Origin of the sequence: Phaeobacter sp. CAU 1743, assembly GCF_039839315.1 — a bacterium.
Lineage (GTDB): Bacteria > Pseudomonadota > Alphaproteobacteria > Rhodobacterales > Rhodobacteraceae > Phycobacter > Phycobacter gallaeciensis_A.
This window is the reverse complement of sequence record NZ_JBDOQR010000007.1, coordinates 98,518-112,808: the sequence shown is the minus strand read 5'-3', so window position 1 is coordinate 112,808 and position 14,291 is coordinate 98,518. Positions and strand designations below refer to the sequence as shown.

The 14,291-nt window shown below is 62.3% G+C and carries 15 protein-coding genes; 1 reads left to right on the top strand and 14 read right to left on the bottom strand.

All coding sequences use genetic code 11. The annotated features are described in order from the left end of the window. From AAFO90_RS04855 to AAFO90_RS04810, 10 genes are all read right to left on the bottom strand, one after another. A partial coding sequence (locus AAFO90_RS04855; RefSeq protein WP_347508693.1) for a calcium-binding protein occupies positions 1-1,102 on the bottom strand: 1,102 nt, incomplete at its 3' end. Between the two features lie 250 nt (positions 1,103-1,352). Next, a complete protein-coding gene (locus AAFO90_RS04850) occupies positions 1,353-2,042 on the bottom strand; it encodes an ABC transporter ATP-binding protein (RefSeq protein WP_347508692.1) in 690 nt (229 codons plus the stop codon). Beyond that, positions 2,039-2,806, bottom strand: a complete 768-nt coding sequence (locus AAFO90_RS04845) for an ABC transporter ATP-binding protein (RefSeq protein WP_347508691.1) — start codon at positions 2,804-2,806, stop codon at positions 2,039-2,041. Before AAFO90_RS04845 ends, AAFO90_RS04850 begins: the two co-directional genes overlap by 4 nt. Continuing rightward, positions 2,799-3,782, bottom strand: a complete 984-nt coding sequence (locus AAFO90_RS04840) for a branched-chain amino acid ABC transporter permease (RefSeq protein WP_347508697.1) — start codon at positions 3,780-3,782, stop codon at positions 2,799-2,801. The genes AAFO90_RS04845 and AAFO90_RS04840 overlap by 8 nt, the downstream gene beginning before the upstream one ends. Positions 3,783-3,784: 2 nt before the next feature. Then, a complete protein-coding gene (locus AAFO90_RS04835; protein WP_347508690.1) occupies positions 3,785-4,705 on the bottom strand; it encodes a branched-chain amino acid ABC transporter permease in 921 nt (306 codons plus the stop codon). A 57-nt stretch (positions 4,706-4,762) separates the two neighbouring features. After that, positions 4,763-5,899 (bottom strand): ABC transporter substrate-binding protein, encoded by a 1,137-nt coding sequence (locus AAFO90_RS04830; protein WP_347508689.1) that lies wholly within the window; start codon positions 5,897-5,899, stop codon positions 4,763-4,765. A gap of 391 nt (positions 5,900-6,290) precedes the next feature. After that, positions 6,291-6,416: a hypothetical protein gene (locus AAFO90_RS04825; RefSeq protein WP_347508688.1), complete on the bottom strand. Its 126-nt coding sequence runs from the start codon at positions 6,414-6,416 to the stop codon at positions 6,291-6,293. A 200-nt stretch (positions 6,417-6,616) separates the two neighbouring features. After that, the gene (locus AAFO90_RS04820) at positions 6,617-7,357 is read right to left on the bottom strand and encodes an aspartate/glutamate racemase family protein (RefSeq protein ID WP_347508687.1); all 741 of its coding nucleotides are present in this window, start codon (positions 7,355-7,357) and stop codon (positions 6,617-6,619) included. Between the two features lie 3 nt (positions 7,358-7,360). Then, entirely contained in the window at positions 7,361-8,524 is a 1,164-nt protein-coding gene (locus tag AAFO90_RS04815; protein WP_347508686.1) for a Xaa-Pro peptidase family protein, read from the bottom strand. After that, complete coding sequence (locus AAFO90_RS04810) at positions 8,517-9,608, bottom strand: pyridoxal-phosphate dependent enzyme (protein WP_347508685.1); 1,092 nt, start codon at positions 9,606-9,608, stop codon at positions 8,517-8,519. The genes AAFO90_RS04815 and AAFO90_RS04810 overlap by 8 nt, the downstream gene beginning before the upstream one ends. Before the next feature lie 203 nt (positions 9,609-9,811). Here AAFO90_RS04810 and AAFO90_RS04805 point away from each other — a divergent pair, with 203 nt between their 5' ends. Next, positions 9,812-10,297: an Lrp/AsnC family transcriptional regulator gene (locus AAFO90_RS04805; RefSeq protein WP_274827682.1), complete on the top strand. Its 486-nt coding sequence runs from the start codon at positions 9,812-9,814 to the stop codon at positions 10,295-10,297. Here AAFO90_RS04805 and AAFO90_RS04800 read toward each other — a convergent pair. The 4 genes from AAFO90_RS04800 to AAFO90_RS04785 are packed head-to-tail and all read right to left on the bottom strand — an operon-like array spanning position 10,294 to position 14,226. Continuing rightward, complete coding sequence (locus AAFO90_RS04800) at positions 10,294-11,067, bottom strand: SDR family NAD(P)-dependent oxidoreductase (RefSeq protein WP_347508684.1); 774 nt, start codon at positions 11,065-11,067, stop codon at positions 10,294-10,296. The two genes, AAFO90_RS04805 and AAFO90_RS04800, sit on opposite strands and share 4 nt — an antisense overlap. After that, on the bottom strand, positions 11,064-12,014 hold the full coding sequence (locus tag AAFO90_RS04795) for an SDR family oxidoreductase (RefSeq protein ID WP_347508683.1): 951 nt from the start codon (positions 12,012-12,014) through the stop codon (positions 11,064-11,066). The genes AAFO90_RS04800 and AAFO90_RS04795 overlap by 4 nt, the downstream gene beginning before the upstream one ends. Beyond that, positions 12,011-12,913, bottom strand: a complete 903-nt coding sequence (locus AAFO90_RS04790; protein WP_065272613.1) for a bile acid:sodium symporter family protein — start codon at positions 12,911-12,913, stop codon at positions 12,011-12,013. Before AAFO90_RS04790 ends, AAFO90_RS04795 begins: the two co-directional genes overlap by 4 nt. After that, positions 12,910-14,226 carry an NAD(P)-binding domain-containing protein gene (locus tag AAFO90_RS04785; RefSeq protein ID WP_347508682.1) on the bottom strand — a complete coding sequence of 439 codons (1,317 nt, stop codon included), beginning with the start codon at positions 14,224-14,226 and terminating at the stop codon, positions 12,910-12,912. Before AAFO90_RS04785 ends, AAFO90_RS04790 begins: the two co-directional genes overlap by 4 nt. Positions 14,227-14,291 lie beyond the last annotated feature (65 nt).

Genomic DNA, 14,291 nt, shown 5'->3' with positions numbered 1-14,291 from the left:
TGGCCGAGCCATAGATCTCGATCGTGTTGGTACCCACCAGCGTCGTGCCGCTAAAGTCGAATGTGGCCGCGTTCGCGTTACGTATTCTCAGGATGCCAGTGGTATCATCCGACAGCTCGATGATCTCAATGCCAATCGGGGCTGTTGAGTTGGAGCGAATGGTTGCAACACCACTTGCAAAGAACAATGTATCCGACCCCAAACCCCCGTCGATGTTATCCGTAACTTCGAGACCATCTACGATAAACGTATCAGCGCCATCGCCGCCCTTGAGCGTGTCATAGCCACTGCTGACATAGATCGTATCGCTGCCGATTCCACCATCGACAAAGTCATTGCCAGAGCCGCCCGTAAGCACATCAAGCCCGCTCCCTCCGGTCAAGATATCATCGTGCAATCCACCATCCAGAGTGTCACTGCCGTCACCGCCGTCCAGAATATCATTTCCGCGATCGCCAAGCACACTGTCATTGCCCGTGCCGCCGTTCAGATTATCGTCGCCGTTGCTACCTTGTACGGTATCGTTCCCACCGCCCCCATTCAGCGTGTTCATTGCAGTAGAATCGCCGATAAGATGATCACCCCAATTTGTTCCGGTCACCTCGATCGGAGTGTTGGCCGAGCCATAGATCTCGATCGTGTTGGTACCCACCAGCGTCGTGCCGCTAAAGTCGAATGTGGCCGCGTTCGCGTTACGTATTCTCAGGATGCCAGTGGTATCATCCGACAGCTCGATGATCTCGATATTGTCGAATACAAAGGTAGAGCGGATTGTCGCAACTCCACTTTCGAAAAGTATTGTATCCTGCCCCGAACCGCCGTTGATAACACCATCAAGATGACGGCCATCGACAATGAAGGTATCACTCTGATCACCGCCATTCAGCGTGTCGTAGCCCGCGCTCACGTGAATGGTGTCAAAGCCACCGCCGCCTTCAATACTGTCGTCACCATTACCACCATCAATCGTATCGTTGCCAGCATCACCGTTCAGCACATCGTTTCCGCCAATCCCTATGATTGAGTCATCTCCGAGCCCGCCGGAAAGAATGTCATCACCGATACCGCCAATCAGCGTGTCATCTCCTGGTGTTCCAGACATTTCATACTCCTTTTAATTCAATGAATTGCCTGAAATAACCTCCCGAAATTAACCGTCCATTAACGGCAATCCTGCTTGTCAAATAAATCAATCCTGGGCAGAACAATCCAAACGAAGACTATCCCCCTTTCAGTTAAGAAAACTGCGCAATTCAATCCAATTCAGCTTTGGAAAAGCTCAGGAATAGAGGAAGGATACTATCCGCAAACACCACCCGACGCACCGTCGGGCAGTCTCCTTTCCAACCCTCTCAGACCCCCAGATACTGATCCGTCAGATCCGGGGTCAGGTCTTCCATCCTTCCGGTCCAGACGCTTTGACCCCGGTTCAGGATCACCGCGTGGTCGGCGATCTGGGCGAGTTCCTTCAGCGTCTTGTCCACCACCAGGATCGACAAGCCCGCCTCACGCTTCAGCTGCGCAATCGCCGCCCAGATTTCCTGTCGCACCACGGGGGCCAGCCCCTCGGTCGCCTCATCCAGGATCAAAAGGCGCGGGTTGGTCATCAGGGCGCGACCGATGGCCAGCATCTGCTGCTCGCCGCCCGACAGGGAACTTGCGGTCTGGTCGCGCCGCTCCTCGAGCCGTGGAAACAGCCCGGCGACGCGCTCAAAATCCCAGGGGCCCGGGCGGGCGGCGGCGGTCAGGTTTTCCTCCACCGTCAGCGGGCCGAAGCAGCGGCGCCCCTCGGGCACCAGACCAATCCCCAGCCGTGCGATCTTGTGCGAGGGCAGCTGCCGCAGGTCGTGCCCGTCAAAGCGAACCTCGCCCGCAGAGGGATGCACCATGCCGCAGATCGATTTGATGGTGGTGGTCTTGCCCATGCCGTTGCGGCCCATCAGGGCGACGACCTCGCCTTCGGCCAGATCCAGCGAGACGCCGAACAGCGCCTGCGAGGGGCCGTAGGAGGCCTCGACTTTGTTCAGGGACAACAGGCTCATGCGGCGTCCTCCTCTCCGAGGTAAGCACGTCGCACCTCGGGATTTGCGCGGATTTCATCGGCGGTGCCGGTGGCGATCACCGCGCCATAGACCAGCACGCTGATCCGGTCAGCAAGGGCAAAGACCGCGTCCATATCGTGTTCCACCAGCAGGATCGGCGCCTCGTGGCGCAGCTCGTCCAGAAACCCGGTGAGGGTCTTGGAGCCGCTGGCACCAAGACCGGCCATGGGTTCATCCATCAGGAACAGTTTGGGATTGAGCGTCAGGGCCACCGCGACCTCCAGCTGACGGCGCTGGCCATGCGACAGATCGGCGGTGCGCCGCTGCACCTCATCCTGCAGACCGACGCGTTCCAAGGCGCGGCGGGCAGGCTCCAACAAGGTCTTGTCCTTCATCACATTGCGGAAGAAGGAAAACACCCGGCCCTGCGCGCCAAGGGCGCCCAGCACCACGTTCTGCAGCACGGTGAACTCCATCGCGAGCGAGGAGATCTGGAACGTCCGCCCCAGCCCCAGCCGCGCCCGCGCCACGGTATCAAGATCGGTGACATCGCGGCCCAGAACCTCGATCCGGCCGGTGTCGGGGCGCAAACTGCCCGAGACCTGCTTGATCAGGGTGGATTTGCCCGCGCCATTGGGGCCGATCAGGGCGTGGATTTCACCGGGGCGCAGGTCGATGCTGACATTGTCGCTGGCCTTGAGCGCGCCGAAGCTTTTGCTGATGCCTTCGACCTGCAGCACCGGGTTTGTATGCGGATCAGTCATGGGCCACCTCACGTCCTGTCAAGGCGCCGATCAGGCCGCCGCGGGCAAACAGCACCATGATGAGCAGCAGCAGCCCGAGGAAGATCTGCCAGTATTCACTGATCCCGCCCAGGAGATGCTCCAGCAGGATATAGACGGCAGCGCCCACAACCGGGCCGAACAGCCGCCCCACCCCGCCGATGATGACAAAGACCATGATTTCACCGCTGGTGTGCCAGCTCAGCATGGTCGGGCTGACAAAACGGTTGAGATCAGCATAAAGCGCGCCGGCAAGACCGGTGATCGCGCCCGAAATGACAAAGGCCACCAGCCGCAGATGAAAGGGCGTCAGCCCCACGGTCATCACCCGTTCCTCGGTCTGGCGGGCAGCCGCCAGCGCCAGGCCAAAGGGCGAGCGCCCCAACCGGGCAGAGAAGACCAGCACCAGGCAGAGGATGACATAGGCGATCATGAAGAACTGGATCGGGTCCAGCGTGTTGAGGCCGGGAAATTCGTTGCGCACCCAGATCGACAACCCGTCCTCACCGCCATAGGCTGACCAGGAGATCGCGAAATAGTAAAGCATCTGACCAAAGGCCAGCGTGATCATGATGAAATAGACGCCCGAGGTGCGCAGCGACAGCGCCCCGATCACCAGCGCCACCAGCGCGCTGGCCACGGTTGCCACCAGCCAGATCACCGGCATCTGATTGGTGCCCTCGATCAGAAACGGCACCTGCATCAGTGGCTCATAGTTCTGGGCATGGGCGGCCAGAATGCCCATGGCATAGCCGCCGATCCCGAAAAAGGCGGCATGGCCAAGGCTCACCAGCCCGCCGATCCCCAGCGCGATATTGAGGCCGACACCGGCCAGCGCCAGGATCGCGACCTTGGTAGCGAGGGTAATGATAAAGGGCTCGTCCATGGCATTGGCCCAGAGCGGCACCGCCAGCAGCGCCAGCGCCAGCGCCCAGTTGAACAGGATTTCACGGGTCATGCTCATGCGCTCCCCCCATAAAGTCCCGAGGGGCGCACCAGCAGAACCGCCGCCATCAGGATGTAGATCAGCATCGATGCCAGCGAGGCCCCGACCGAGGCAGCACTGGCCGGTTCCAGGAACAGACCGAAAAATTGCGGCAGGAAGACCTTGCCCAGCGTATCCGTTAGCCCCACCAGCAGCGCGCCGACCAGCGCGCCCTTGATCGATCCGATGCCACCGATGACGATCACCACAAAGGCGAGGATCAGAACCGGCTCTCCCATGCCGACCTGAACCGACTGAATGGCTCCGACCAAGGCACCGGCAAGCCCCGCCAGCGCGGCGCCAAGGGCAAAGACCAGCGTATACAGCCGGGAAATATCCACCCCCAGCGCTGCGATCATCTCGCGGTCGGCTTCACCGGCGCGGATCTGGATCCCGATACGGGTGCGGGCGATCAGCCAGAACAGCAGCGCCGCCACCACCAGCCCGATGCCGATAATGGCAAGGCGGTAGGCCGGGTATTCGATGCCGCCCGGCAGGCTGAGCGGCCCGGCCAATGCGGCAGGCACATCCAGAAACAGCGGAAAGGAGCCGAAGATCCAGCGGGTGCCTTCGGAGAAAATCAGGATCAGCGCAAAGGTCGCCAGGACCTGATCAAGGTGATCGCGATCATAAAGCCGCCGGATCACCGCGATCTCGACCACGGCCCCGGCCGCAGCCGCAGCCGCCAGGCTGGCCATCAGCGCCAGCAGGAAGGAACCGGTCAGCCCGGCCACCGCCGCCGCCGCAAAGGCCCCGACCATATAAAGCGCACCATGGGCGAGGTTGATCAGGCCCATGACGCCAAAGACCAGCGTCAGGCCCGCAGCCATGAGAAACAGCATGACCCCGAACTGCAATCCGTTCAGGATCTGCTCAAGAATGAGAACAATGGACATGGGAGATTTCCGTTCTGACGGGGGCGTCGCATTGGCGCCCCCGCAGGGAGGATCGGATTACATCTTGCACTCGGCCGCGTAGGCGTCGGAATGATCTGTCAGACTGGTGCCGATGATCTTATTGGTGAAGATGTCACCTTCCTTGATGACCTCACGCACGTAGATGTCCTGAATCGGGTGCTGGTTCGGGCCAAAGCTGAACTTGCCGCGCACCGATGCGAAATCGGCTTCTCTCAGGGCAGCGCGGAAGGCGTCCTTGTCCGACACTTCTGCCTTGTCCAGCGCGCTCAGGATCAGGTTGGCGGTGTCATAGCCCTGCGCCGCATAAAGCGACGGCAGTCGGCCGTATTTTTCCTGGAAGCCAGAAACGAATTCGGCGTTGGCCGCATTGTCCAGATCCTTGTTCCACTGCGAGGTGTTCTTTACCCCCAGCGCCGCATCGCCAACGGCCTGCAGGATACCCTGATCAAAGGAGAAGGCCGGACCCACCACGGGCAGATCGATACCGCTGGCGGCGTATTGCTTGAGGAAGGAGATCCCCATGCCGCCGGGCAGGAAGAAGAAGACCGAGTCGGCGCCGCTGGCACGGACCTGCGCCAGTTCGGCGGCATAATCGGTCTGACCCAGCTTGGTGTAGATCTCACCCGCCAGTTCACCCTTGTAGAAGCGCTTGAACCCGTTGAGGGAATCTTTCCCGGCCGGATAGTTCGGCGCCATGATGAAGGTCTTCTTGAAATCGGCGCTGGTGGCATAGGCACCGGCCGCTTCGTGCAGGTTGTCGTTCTGATAGGAGACCGAGAAATAGTTCGGGTTGCAGCCCTTGCCCGCCAGCTGTGCCGGCGCGGCATTGGTCGACAGGTAGAACAGCCCCTGCCCGGTCGCCGAGGGCACCACGGCCATGGCCAGGTTCGACCAGACGATACCGGTCAGGATATCCACCTTTTCGGACTGGATCATCTGATCGGCGATCTGCACCGCGGTTGCTGGTTTGCGCTGATCGTCCTCGATCACCACTTCGACGTCATCGCGCCCGGCGTTTTCCATCGCAAGCATGAACCCGTCGCGGGTATCGACGCCAAGGCTGGCGCCGCCGCCGGACAGGGTGGTGATCATGCCGATCTTGGTCTCGGCCTGCGCCGCGACGGCCAGAGCGGACACCGCTGTTGCCAGCGCCAGTGTTTTGATTGCTTTCATTTCCTATAGTCTCCCTATTGCAGTTATCGACCGGATCCGCGTTGACCGCGGTTATTCCTGTGACCCCACTATTTCCGCTTCGCGCGGGTGGCGCCAGTCCTTGATCGCCTTTTCCCTCTGACGGGGACACCTTCTGCCGTTTGCCGTGCAGTGGTGGATTTCACATCCTGACGTTTCATCCGCCGCCCGGAGCAAGGCTGCCGCATCCGGCAGGCCCACCGCCTGGTGGCTGACCTCAAAACTCTAGGCGGCTTCTCTGTTTTGTTTCAAGATTAAAATATTAAACCCTAAAACATAATTTAGCATGGAGTCGAAAAGGGGTGCACGCCACGGTTGAAGGACCCGTGATTTACGCAGCAGCACAACGCGTCAGATCAGTCACAATAGCAAACTAAGCACCTGATATATAAAAATTACTTAAGCCAACACCAGTCGCGCCCGCCTGTTCCAGAAAGGCTTCTGCCACGATATACGCACCGCTCATTTCACGGTCAGATGACATCTTCACCAGATCCATTCCGCGCCTCATCTGAGGCATATCTAACGACCTCGGCACAACCTAAGGGCCTTGTGCCACCAGCTCGCCGCCAAGACGTTCGGGCAGGATCACACACTAATTGACCGATGCTGCCGTCAGACGAATCGAATCCGTTTGGGCAGCTCTTGGTTTCGCCAACACGCCCCCAACGCAATCCCCCCTCGCCCCCTGGTCCCTGCTCAGATCCCGAGCAGGCGCCCCGGGCCCTTGCACTGTTTCGGCGCCCCCGCCAACTGCGCCATATGCCAGGCAAGCACCTGATTGCTGCTCAGCACCGGCCTGCCTAGACGCGCCTCAAGATCGTCTATGATATCAAGCGTGCGCAGGTTGGTGCAGGACAGGAACACCGCATCGGCGTCCCCGGCCACGGAAAGGGCCGCCGCGTGGATCGAGGCCGGGTCGATCCGCGCCACCCGCGCCTCCACTTCTTCCCCGAACGACACGGTGCCGCTGACATCATACCCCCGCGCCACAAAAGCCTGTCGGACCGGGGCGCTAACGCTTTCCACATAAGGCGACACCAAGGCTAGCGACCGGACGTCCAACGCCGCAAGCGCTGCCAGAGCTGCAGTCAGAGGATCGGTGACATGGGTCGAGGCAGCGCCCTGCCGTACCAGATCCGCGACCCGGTCCGCACCGATCAGGGTGGTGCCCGAAGTGCAGCCATAGCCGATCACGTCGAATTCCGCCGCCGGGGGCAACAGCGCGGCAGCCGCTGATAGCGTCTCTTTCATGGTGGCGATGGTGTCCGGGGTCAGCTCATCGCCGCTGGGAATACGGCTGACATGATGGGCGACCTCGCCTCCCGGCAACAGACGGCGCATGTCCTGCTCCAGCGTTTCATCCACCTGCAGTACGATATGGCCAAAGGTTGCGCGGCTGCCGATCGGGCCAGTCAGCTCATAGGGGAAAGTCTGCATGATCTACTCCAGAACCGGCAGCTCTGCCGGGGCACGGGTGGACAAAAGCTCGGGGCCGCTGTCGCGCAGGACGATGTTTTCCTCGTGCACCAGAATGCGGCCCGGGGCGATCTCGGCGCCCGGTTCCAGCGTCAGCACCATCCCGGCGCGCAGCACCGTCTGATCCTTGGGCGTAAACGAGGGCCATTCAGTCAGCGTCACCCCCAGTCCATGGCCAAGCCGCCCGCCGCCGGGCGTGGCGCCATGGGCACGCAGCCCCTCGCAGAGAATCCGGTGCGCATCCGCGGCAGTCATGCCGGGGCGCAGCTTCTCCAGCGCCAGATCCGTGGCCGCATAAAGCGACGCATGCGCCTGCGCGGTCTCAGGCGCGACCAGACCGATGGCGTAATTGCGGTCGAAATCGCAGAAATAGCCATCGCGCACCGCGCCGGTGTCCAGCATCAGCACATCGCCTACCGCCAACGGCTGCGGAGTCGCCGGAGAGATCACATCACCGTAGCCGCCCGGCCCGGCGCCGCCCGCCGTGTAGCTGACCCAATCGGCGCCCTCTTCCAGCAGCACCCGCTGGAAATCGCGAAACACAGCATCAAGCGGCTTGCCGGAGGCTGCGAACTCCGGCACCCGGGCAAATGTACGATCCGCCACCGCGCAGGCGGCGCGGATCTTGGCCACCTCGGGATCTGACTTTATCTCGCGCACCCGCTGCACCACATCCGTGGCATCCACCATGCGGCGCGGCGCCAGGCGTGCGGTCAGCGCCATGTAATCGCCAAGCGCCATGCGCAATTGCGTCTCCAGCCCCATCGGCGTGCCGATGGCCCCGGTTTCCGGCACCAGATCGCCAAGGGTCGCCGCCAGCAGGCTAACGCCATCATCCTTCGGATCCGGCGCATCCCAACAGCGGATGTCGGAAATCCAGCTTTGCCGCATCAGATCCACGCCAATGGCGGGGATCACCGCAACCGGGTCACCTTTGGCCGGGACCACCACAAACCAGGGGCGCGCCGGGCTTTCCCAGAACCGCGTCAGGAACCCAGTGACATAGAAGATATCCGCCGCCGTAGTCAGCAGAAGCGCCCCCATGCCCGCTGCCGCCATGCCCGTCTGCAGGGCATCACGCCGCCGCAGGAACTCACCCCGGTCAAAGCCGCGGGCGGGATCAGCCATCTTCCGGCCCTTCGCTGAGGATGGCCAGCACCCGCGCATCCGGGCCCAGATCCCTTACCCGCCCCGCCAGAAGCGCTGCCAGACCGGCGCCGCCCGATGGCGTCGTTGCATAGCCATATTCGGCAAGGGTCCGGACCCCTGCGGCAGCTTCTTGCTCGGATATGGTGGCAAAGACATCGGCATCGCGCGCCAGCCCGTTCAGCGCCACCATCGACGGGGTCTTGCAATCGAGCCGCCCCATGGAGGACACCGGCCCCTGCGTGTCCTGCAATTCGCCGCTGCGAATACTCTCGATCAGCGCGGGCGCCGCGTCCGGTTCGACCACGATGATCTGTGGTGCATTCCCCCAGACCTGCCGCGCATAGGCGGCCACCGCAGCCGCCAGCCCGCCGACACCCGCCTGCAGGAAGATATGCGTCGGCACCCCGTCGATCTGGGCGACAGCCTCGGCGGCCAATTGCAGATAGCCCTCCATCACCGCGATAGCCGGGGCGCTGTAGCCGGGCCATGAGCTGTCGGAGAGCAGCGTCCAACCGTTTTCTTCGGCATCCGCCGCAGCAGCGGCCATGCTGGCCTCGTAATTGTCACCGGCGCGTACCACCCGGGCGCCCTTGTCGCGCAGCCGCTGGGCAAAGGCCTCGGGCACCGCCCGCGACAGGTAGATCACCGCCTCGGCCCCGAAAAGCCGCGCCCCAGCCGCAACGGACAGCCCGTGATTGCCGGCGCTTGCCGTGGCATAAGTTTGTCCGTGCAGGGCCGTTTCCCAGACCTGAGAGGCGCCGATCTTGTCCTTCAATGCATCGGCCGCTGCGCTGGCAATGCAGTAGGCCGCGCCCAGCGCCTTGAAACTGCCCAGCCCCATGCGGGCGCGCTCGTCCTTGATCCAGATCCTGGCCACCCCGGCCTTTTTCGCCAGCTCATCCGCCTCGATCAGCGGTGTGATCGCATGACGCGGACATAGTGTCAGCAGCTTGGCCACCGCATCGGCGGCAACGCTGGGATAAAGCTGAGGCTCGGGTCCCGCGACCGGCAACGCGCCGCCCCGCCACATATTATCGAGTGTCTTGCTCAACGCCCCATCCATGGATCGACCTCCTCTTCTTTTTGTTGTTCGATTTTTGCCCAACCTAATCTGCACCGCCATCGGTTTCTCGGAAATTTCGCCGCCCTGCAGGCCGATTTTCTGATGACTTTTCACATTTGATGCAGAATACCGGACAATGGCAGCACTCCGGCTGTGCAAGTCACGGAAAAACGGACAAACTTGCAGCCCTAAGGAGGCGTGATATGGACAGATTCGACCAGCTCATCCTTGCCGCGATCCAGGACAACAACCGGCTGACAGCCGAGGCCCTGTCGCATATCGCCGGGCTTTCCCCCGATGCCTGCCGCAAGCGGCTGACCCGGCTGCGCGCGCAGGGCTATGTCGATGCCGATATCGCGATGCTCAATCCTGAAAAACTGGGCCGTGGGCTGATGCTGATCGTCGAGGTCACCCTGCACAGCGAGCGCGCCGAGGATATCGATCGCTTCCGCCGCCGCATGGTCGAGGCGCCCGAGGTCATGCAGTGCTATTATGTGACCGGCAATGCCGATTTCATCGTCATCCTGACCGCCCGCGACATGCCCGATTTCGAAGCCTTCACCCGGCGGCATTTCTTTGACGAAGAAAATATCACCCGGTTCCGTACCTCCGTCGTGATGAACCGGGTGAAAACAGGCTTCTCGCTGCCGATCCTGCCGGACGCGGACACAGAGGGCGACGGCGCCTAGCCCTCGTGGCCGCCGATCTGCCGCTCCATCAGCCGCTGGTAAAGGCGCGGCGCCAGGCTGTTCACCCACCAGGCCAGCCGCGCCACCCGTCCCACCGGGATCATCGGCTGCCGTCGGCCAAGCCCGCGCAGGATCTCCTCGGCAGCGGCCTCGGGCGTCATGTAATCCATCCCGTCAGTGGCCGATCCCGGCCGCGCGATGCCGTCGATCTGGCGCTGGTCGTTGCCGATATTGGTGGCCACGAAAGACGGCGCCGCGATCAGCACATCGACACCATAGGGCCGCTCTTCCGAGCGCAGGGATTTGAAGAACCCCTCCAGCGCGTGTTTTGACGCCGCATAAGAGGTACGATGATAAAGCGGCGCAAACCCCGCCACAGAAGACACCGCGATATGCGTCCCCGATGCCCGCCGGACCGCCGCCAGAAAATGCCCGGCCATGGCGACGGCGGCAAAATAGTTGATGTCGAACACCCGCCGGTGACTGGCCTCGTCGATGGTATCAAAGCCCCCGATCTGGGTGATACCGGCGTTGTAGATGACCAAATCAATCACCGGATACTGCTGCTCGATTTGCTCGGCCTTGCTGCGCAACTGGGTCGCATCGGTCAGATCGCAGCGGATCGGGATCTGGGTCTCGCTGCTGTCCAGCCCCGAAATGTCCAGATCCAGCAGGACCACCCGCCAGCCCCGCGCCTGCAGCGCCGTGGACAAGGCCCGGCCAAGCCCACCGGCGCCGCCGGAAATGACTGCTGTTTTCTTTTTCGTCATAGGCCTGCCTGCTGCCTCCACAGATCGAAAACCTCGGCGCTGGTCAGCTCGGGCGTATAGCCGAAGTCCCGTTTCAGGGCGCTGTTGTCCAGCACCGGCCGATATTGCAGGAACCGCACCTGTTCGGGGCCGTATTGGCTGAGGCCAAGGGGTTTCGCGAGCGCCAGCGCCGCCTTCAGCGCCCAAGCAGGCAGGCGCAGAACCGGTTTACCCAGCGCCTGCGCCAGATCGGTGACGCCCATGGCCCCATCCCCGGCGACGTTGAAGACTCCCTCTGGCCCATCGGTTGCCGCGCGGGCCAGAATGCGGGCCAGATCGCGGGTCCAGATAAAGACAAAGGGGCTTTCGCTGCCTGCCACCGCCAGCAGGCGCGGACGGCGGAACAGGGCGGTGATCTGGTTTTCCGTGCCCGCCCCCAGCACCGTGCCGACGCGCAGGATCACCTGCTGCAGCTGCGGCGCCGAGTGGCGGCATTCGGCCAGCATTTCCTCGACCTGACGCTTGTGGTCGGAATAGGCGAACTCCGGATTGCCGCGCAGGCTGTCGCTTTCGCGCAGCGGCTGCGGGTTGTCCGCGTGATAGCCATAGGCCGCGCCAGAGGAGGTCACGACGATGCGTTCCACCCCATGCGCCACGGCGCCCTCCAGCACCTTGCGCGTGCCCGCGACATCGACGGCATAAGCGAAATCGCGGCTGCTGCCCTTGGGCGGGGTCACGATGGAGGCCAGATGCACAATCACGTCGGGCTTATATTCGCCGATGACCCGGGCGGGATCATCGGTTGTGACATCCATGCGGCAGAACTCTCCGCCCTTGGGCAGATCCGCAGGCGGCGCCAGATCCGAGGCGATCACCCGGCAGGCGGGCAGCTCCCACAGCAGGGCACGGCCCACCATGCCAGCAGCGCCGGTGATCAGAGCGGTTTTGGTCTTTGCATCCTCGGTCATCGCGCTGCCTCCGTCCGGGACATCAGAGCGGCCAGTGCCAACCCCGATATGGCATGCCAGATCCCCCAGAAGGCTGCCGCGACGGCCATGCCGCCCAAGCCCCCGAAGAAGGCAAAGATCAGCACCAGACCCAGGCCCGAGTTCTGGATGCCGGTCTCTATCGTCACCGCGCGCCGGTCATAAGGCGACAGCCGCGCCAGCGTCGCGGTGATCCAGCCCCCGCCAAGCGCCACCGTATTGTGCAGGATCACCAGCCCGGCGACCGCGCCTGCGAATTGCAGGAAGAAGCCCCAGTTGGCCGCCAGCGCCAGCACGATAAAGGCAACGAAGATCCCCATCGACAGCCATTGCAGGGGCCGCCGGATGCGTGCCGTCAGATCGGGCGCCCGCATATTGAGCTGCACCCCCAACACAAGGGGCAGGATCAGCATCAGACCGACGGTGATGGCGATCTGCACCGGGTCGATCTCGGTCTGCTGCAGGATCGCCCGCGTTGGAGGGTAAAGCCCACCCCAGAGTCCGATATTGACCGGTGTCAGCAGGATCGCCCCCACGGTGGCAAACCCCGTCATCGACACAGACAGGGCGGAATTGCCGCCCGCGCGATGGGTGATGAAGTTGGAGATATTACCGCCCGGGCAGGCCGCCACCAGAATGAGCCCGAGCGCAATCGAGGGACGCGGCGCGGTCAGCCAGACCAGCGCAAAGGTCAGCACCGGCAGCACGATGAACTGCGACAGCAGCCCGACGATCAGCGGCTTGGGCGCCCGTCGCAGCTGGTGAAAATCAGAAGGCTTCAGATCGATCGCGATGGAGAACATCACCACCGCGAGGATCCCATTCAGAAGCGTCAGAGAGGCGGGGCTGAAATTCAGCGTGATCTCATCAATCCCGCTCATGCGCCCGCCCCGGAGAGCCGCTTGATCCAGCCCGTGACCGCCTTGCGATAGGTCGCCTTGTCCACGTAGTAGGCCATCCGCGCCAGTTTCAGATAGGCCATACCGCCGGTTGCGCGTTCAAATCCCGCGGCCTTTTCCGCCTTCAGGGCCTTGGCCCCGGCATTGCCGGTCTCAAGCCCCTTGATATAGCGCGCGACCATCTCGGCCTGCTCGTGCCGCCCCTGCCAGCCAAGACCGCTGGCCTCGACCATGCCGAGGACGAACAGATCGTCGCGACCAGGGTGCATCGCGTTGAGATACAGGTGCGGCGCATCGCCCTGCCAGTTCAGCAACTCCTTATCGATAAAGGGATAGTGCAGCTTGTAGCCCGTCGCAGCGAGGATCATGTCATAGTCGCTGCTGCTGCCATCGGTGAAATGCACCGTCTTGCCGTCTATCCGGTCAATATCGGGGCGGATCTTTAGATCGCCGTGGCCCGCGTGATAGAGCACCAGCGAATTCACCACAGGATGGCTTTCGTAAAGCTGGTAATCGGGTTTCGGAAACCCGTACTTCTGCGGATCGCCCACGAACCATTTCAGGATCAGGCTATCGATGCGCCGCTTCAGCCACATCGGCAGCTGGATCAGCCCGCCCATGGTGTCTGCCGGTTTGCCAAAGACATATTTCGGTACGAAGTAGTAGCCGCGCCGCATCGACAGATCGCAGCTGTTGCCATGGTGGATCGCATCCACCGCGATGTCGCAGCCCGAATTGCCCGCGCCCACCACCAGCACGCGCTTGCCGCCGAACTGCTCGGCCTTGCGGTATTGGCTGGAATGGATCAGCTCCCCGGTGAACTCACCGGGGAATGTCGGCATGTTCGGCTCTGACAGGGTGCCATTGGCGATCAGCACACCGGCAAATTCGGCGCTATGCTCGCCCTCCGGATCGCGCCAGGTGACGCGCCAGCCCTCGCCCGGACCGCCCAATGGTTCGGTCTTCAGGACCTCGGCGTTGAAGTGATACCGCTCCCGCAGGCCGAAATGCTCTGCAAAATCGTGAAAATAGTTTTTCAGCTCCCGATGCGAGGGGTATTCGGCCACCTCGTCCTTCATCGGGAAATCCGCAAATTCCGTCATCCGCTTGGATGAGATCAAATGGGCGCTTTCGTACATCGTGGAGTTCGGTCCCTCGATGTCCCACAAACCGCCCACATCCGAATGCAATTCAAACCCCTGAAAGGGAATGCCCTGTTCGACCAATACCTTGGCCATGGCCAGCCCCATCGGCCCGGCGCCGATGAGGGCATACTGCCCGCGCGTTTCCGTCATAATTCCTCCCTGTCCTCCGGGATTAGATTGAACAAACGTTCAAAATAAGGCAAGATATTTTCACC

Coding starts and splice junctions, on each gene's coding strand:
- AAFO90_RS04800 (WP_347508684.1), bottom strand. CDS start 11,067: ATGACGAAAAAGAAAACAGCAGTCATTTCCGGCGGCGCCGGTGGGCTT.
- AAFO90_RS04840 (WP_347508697.1), bottom strand. CDS start 3,782: ATGACCCGTGAAATCCTGTTCAACTGGGCGCTGGCGCTGGCGCTGCTG.
- AAFO90_RS04820 (WP_347508687.1), bottom strand. CDS start 7,357: ATGCAGACTTTCCCCTATGAGCTGACTGGCCCGATCGGCAGCCGCGCA.
- AAFO90_RS04815 (WP_347508686.1), bottom strand. CDS start 8,524: ATGGCTGATCCCGCCCGCGGCTTTGACCGGGGTGAGTTCCTGCGGCGG.
- AAFO90_RS04835 (WP_347508690.1), bottom strand. CDS start 4,705: ATGTCCATTGTTCTCATTCTTGAGCAGATCCTGAACGGATTGCAGTTC.
- AAFO90_RS04845 (WP_347508691.1), bottom strand. CDS start 2,806: ATGACTGATCCGCATACAAACCCGGTGCTGCAGGTCGAAGGCATCAGC.
- AAFO90_RS04790 (WP_065272613.1), bottom strand. CDS start 12,913: ATGAGCGGGATTGATGAGATCACGCTGAATTTCAGCCCCGCCTCTCTG.
- AAFO90_RS04810 (WP_347508685.1), bottom strand. CDS start 9,608: ATGGATGGGGCGTTGAGCAAGACACTCGATAATATGTGGCGGGGCGGC.
- AAFO90_RS04850 (WP_347508692.1), bottom strand. CDS start 2,042: ATGAGCCTGTTGTCCCTGAACAAAGTCGAGGCCTCCTACGGCCCCTCG.
- AAFO90_RS04805 (WP_274827682.1), top strand. CDS start 9,812: ATGGACAGATTCGACCAGCTCATCCTTGCCGCGATCCAGGACAACAAC.
- AAFO90_RS04795 (WP_347508683.1), bottom strand. CDS start 12,014: ATGACCGAGGATGCAAAGACCAAAACCGCTCTGATCACCGGCGCTGCT.
- AAFO90_RS04825 (WP_347508688.1), bottom strand. CDS start 6,416: ATGGATCTGGTGAAGATGTCATCTGACCGTGAAATGAGCGGTGCGTAT.
- AAFO90_RS04830 (WP_347508689.1), bottom strand. CDS start 5,899: ATGAAAGCAATCAAAACACTGGCGCTGGCAACAGCGGTGTCCGCTCTG.
- AAFO90_RS04785 (WP_347508682.1), bottom strand. CDS start 14,226: ATGACGGAAACGCGCGGGCAGTATGCCCTCATCGGCGCCGGGCCGATG.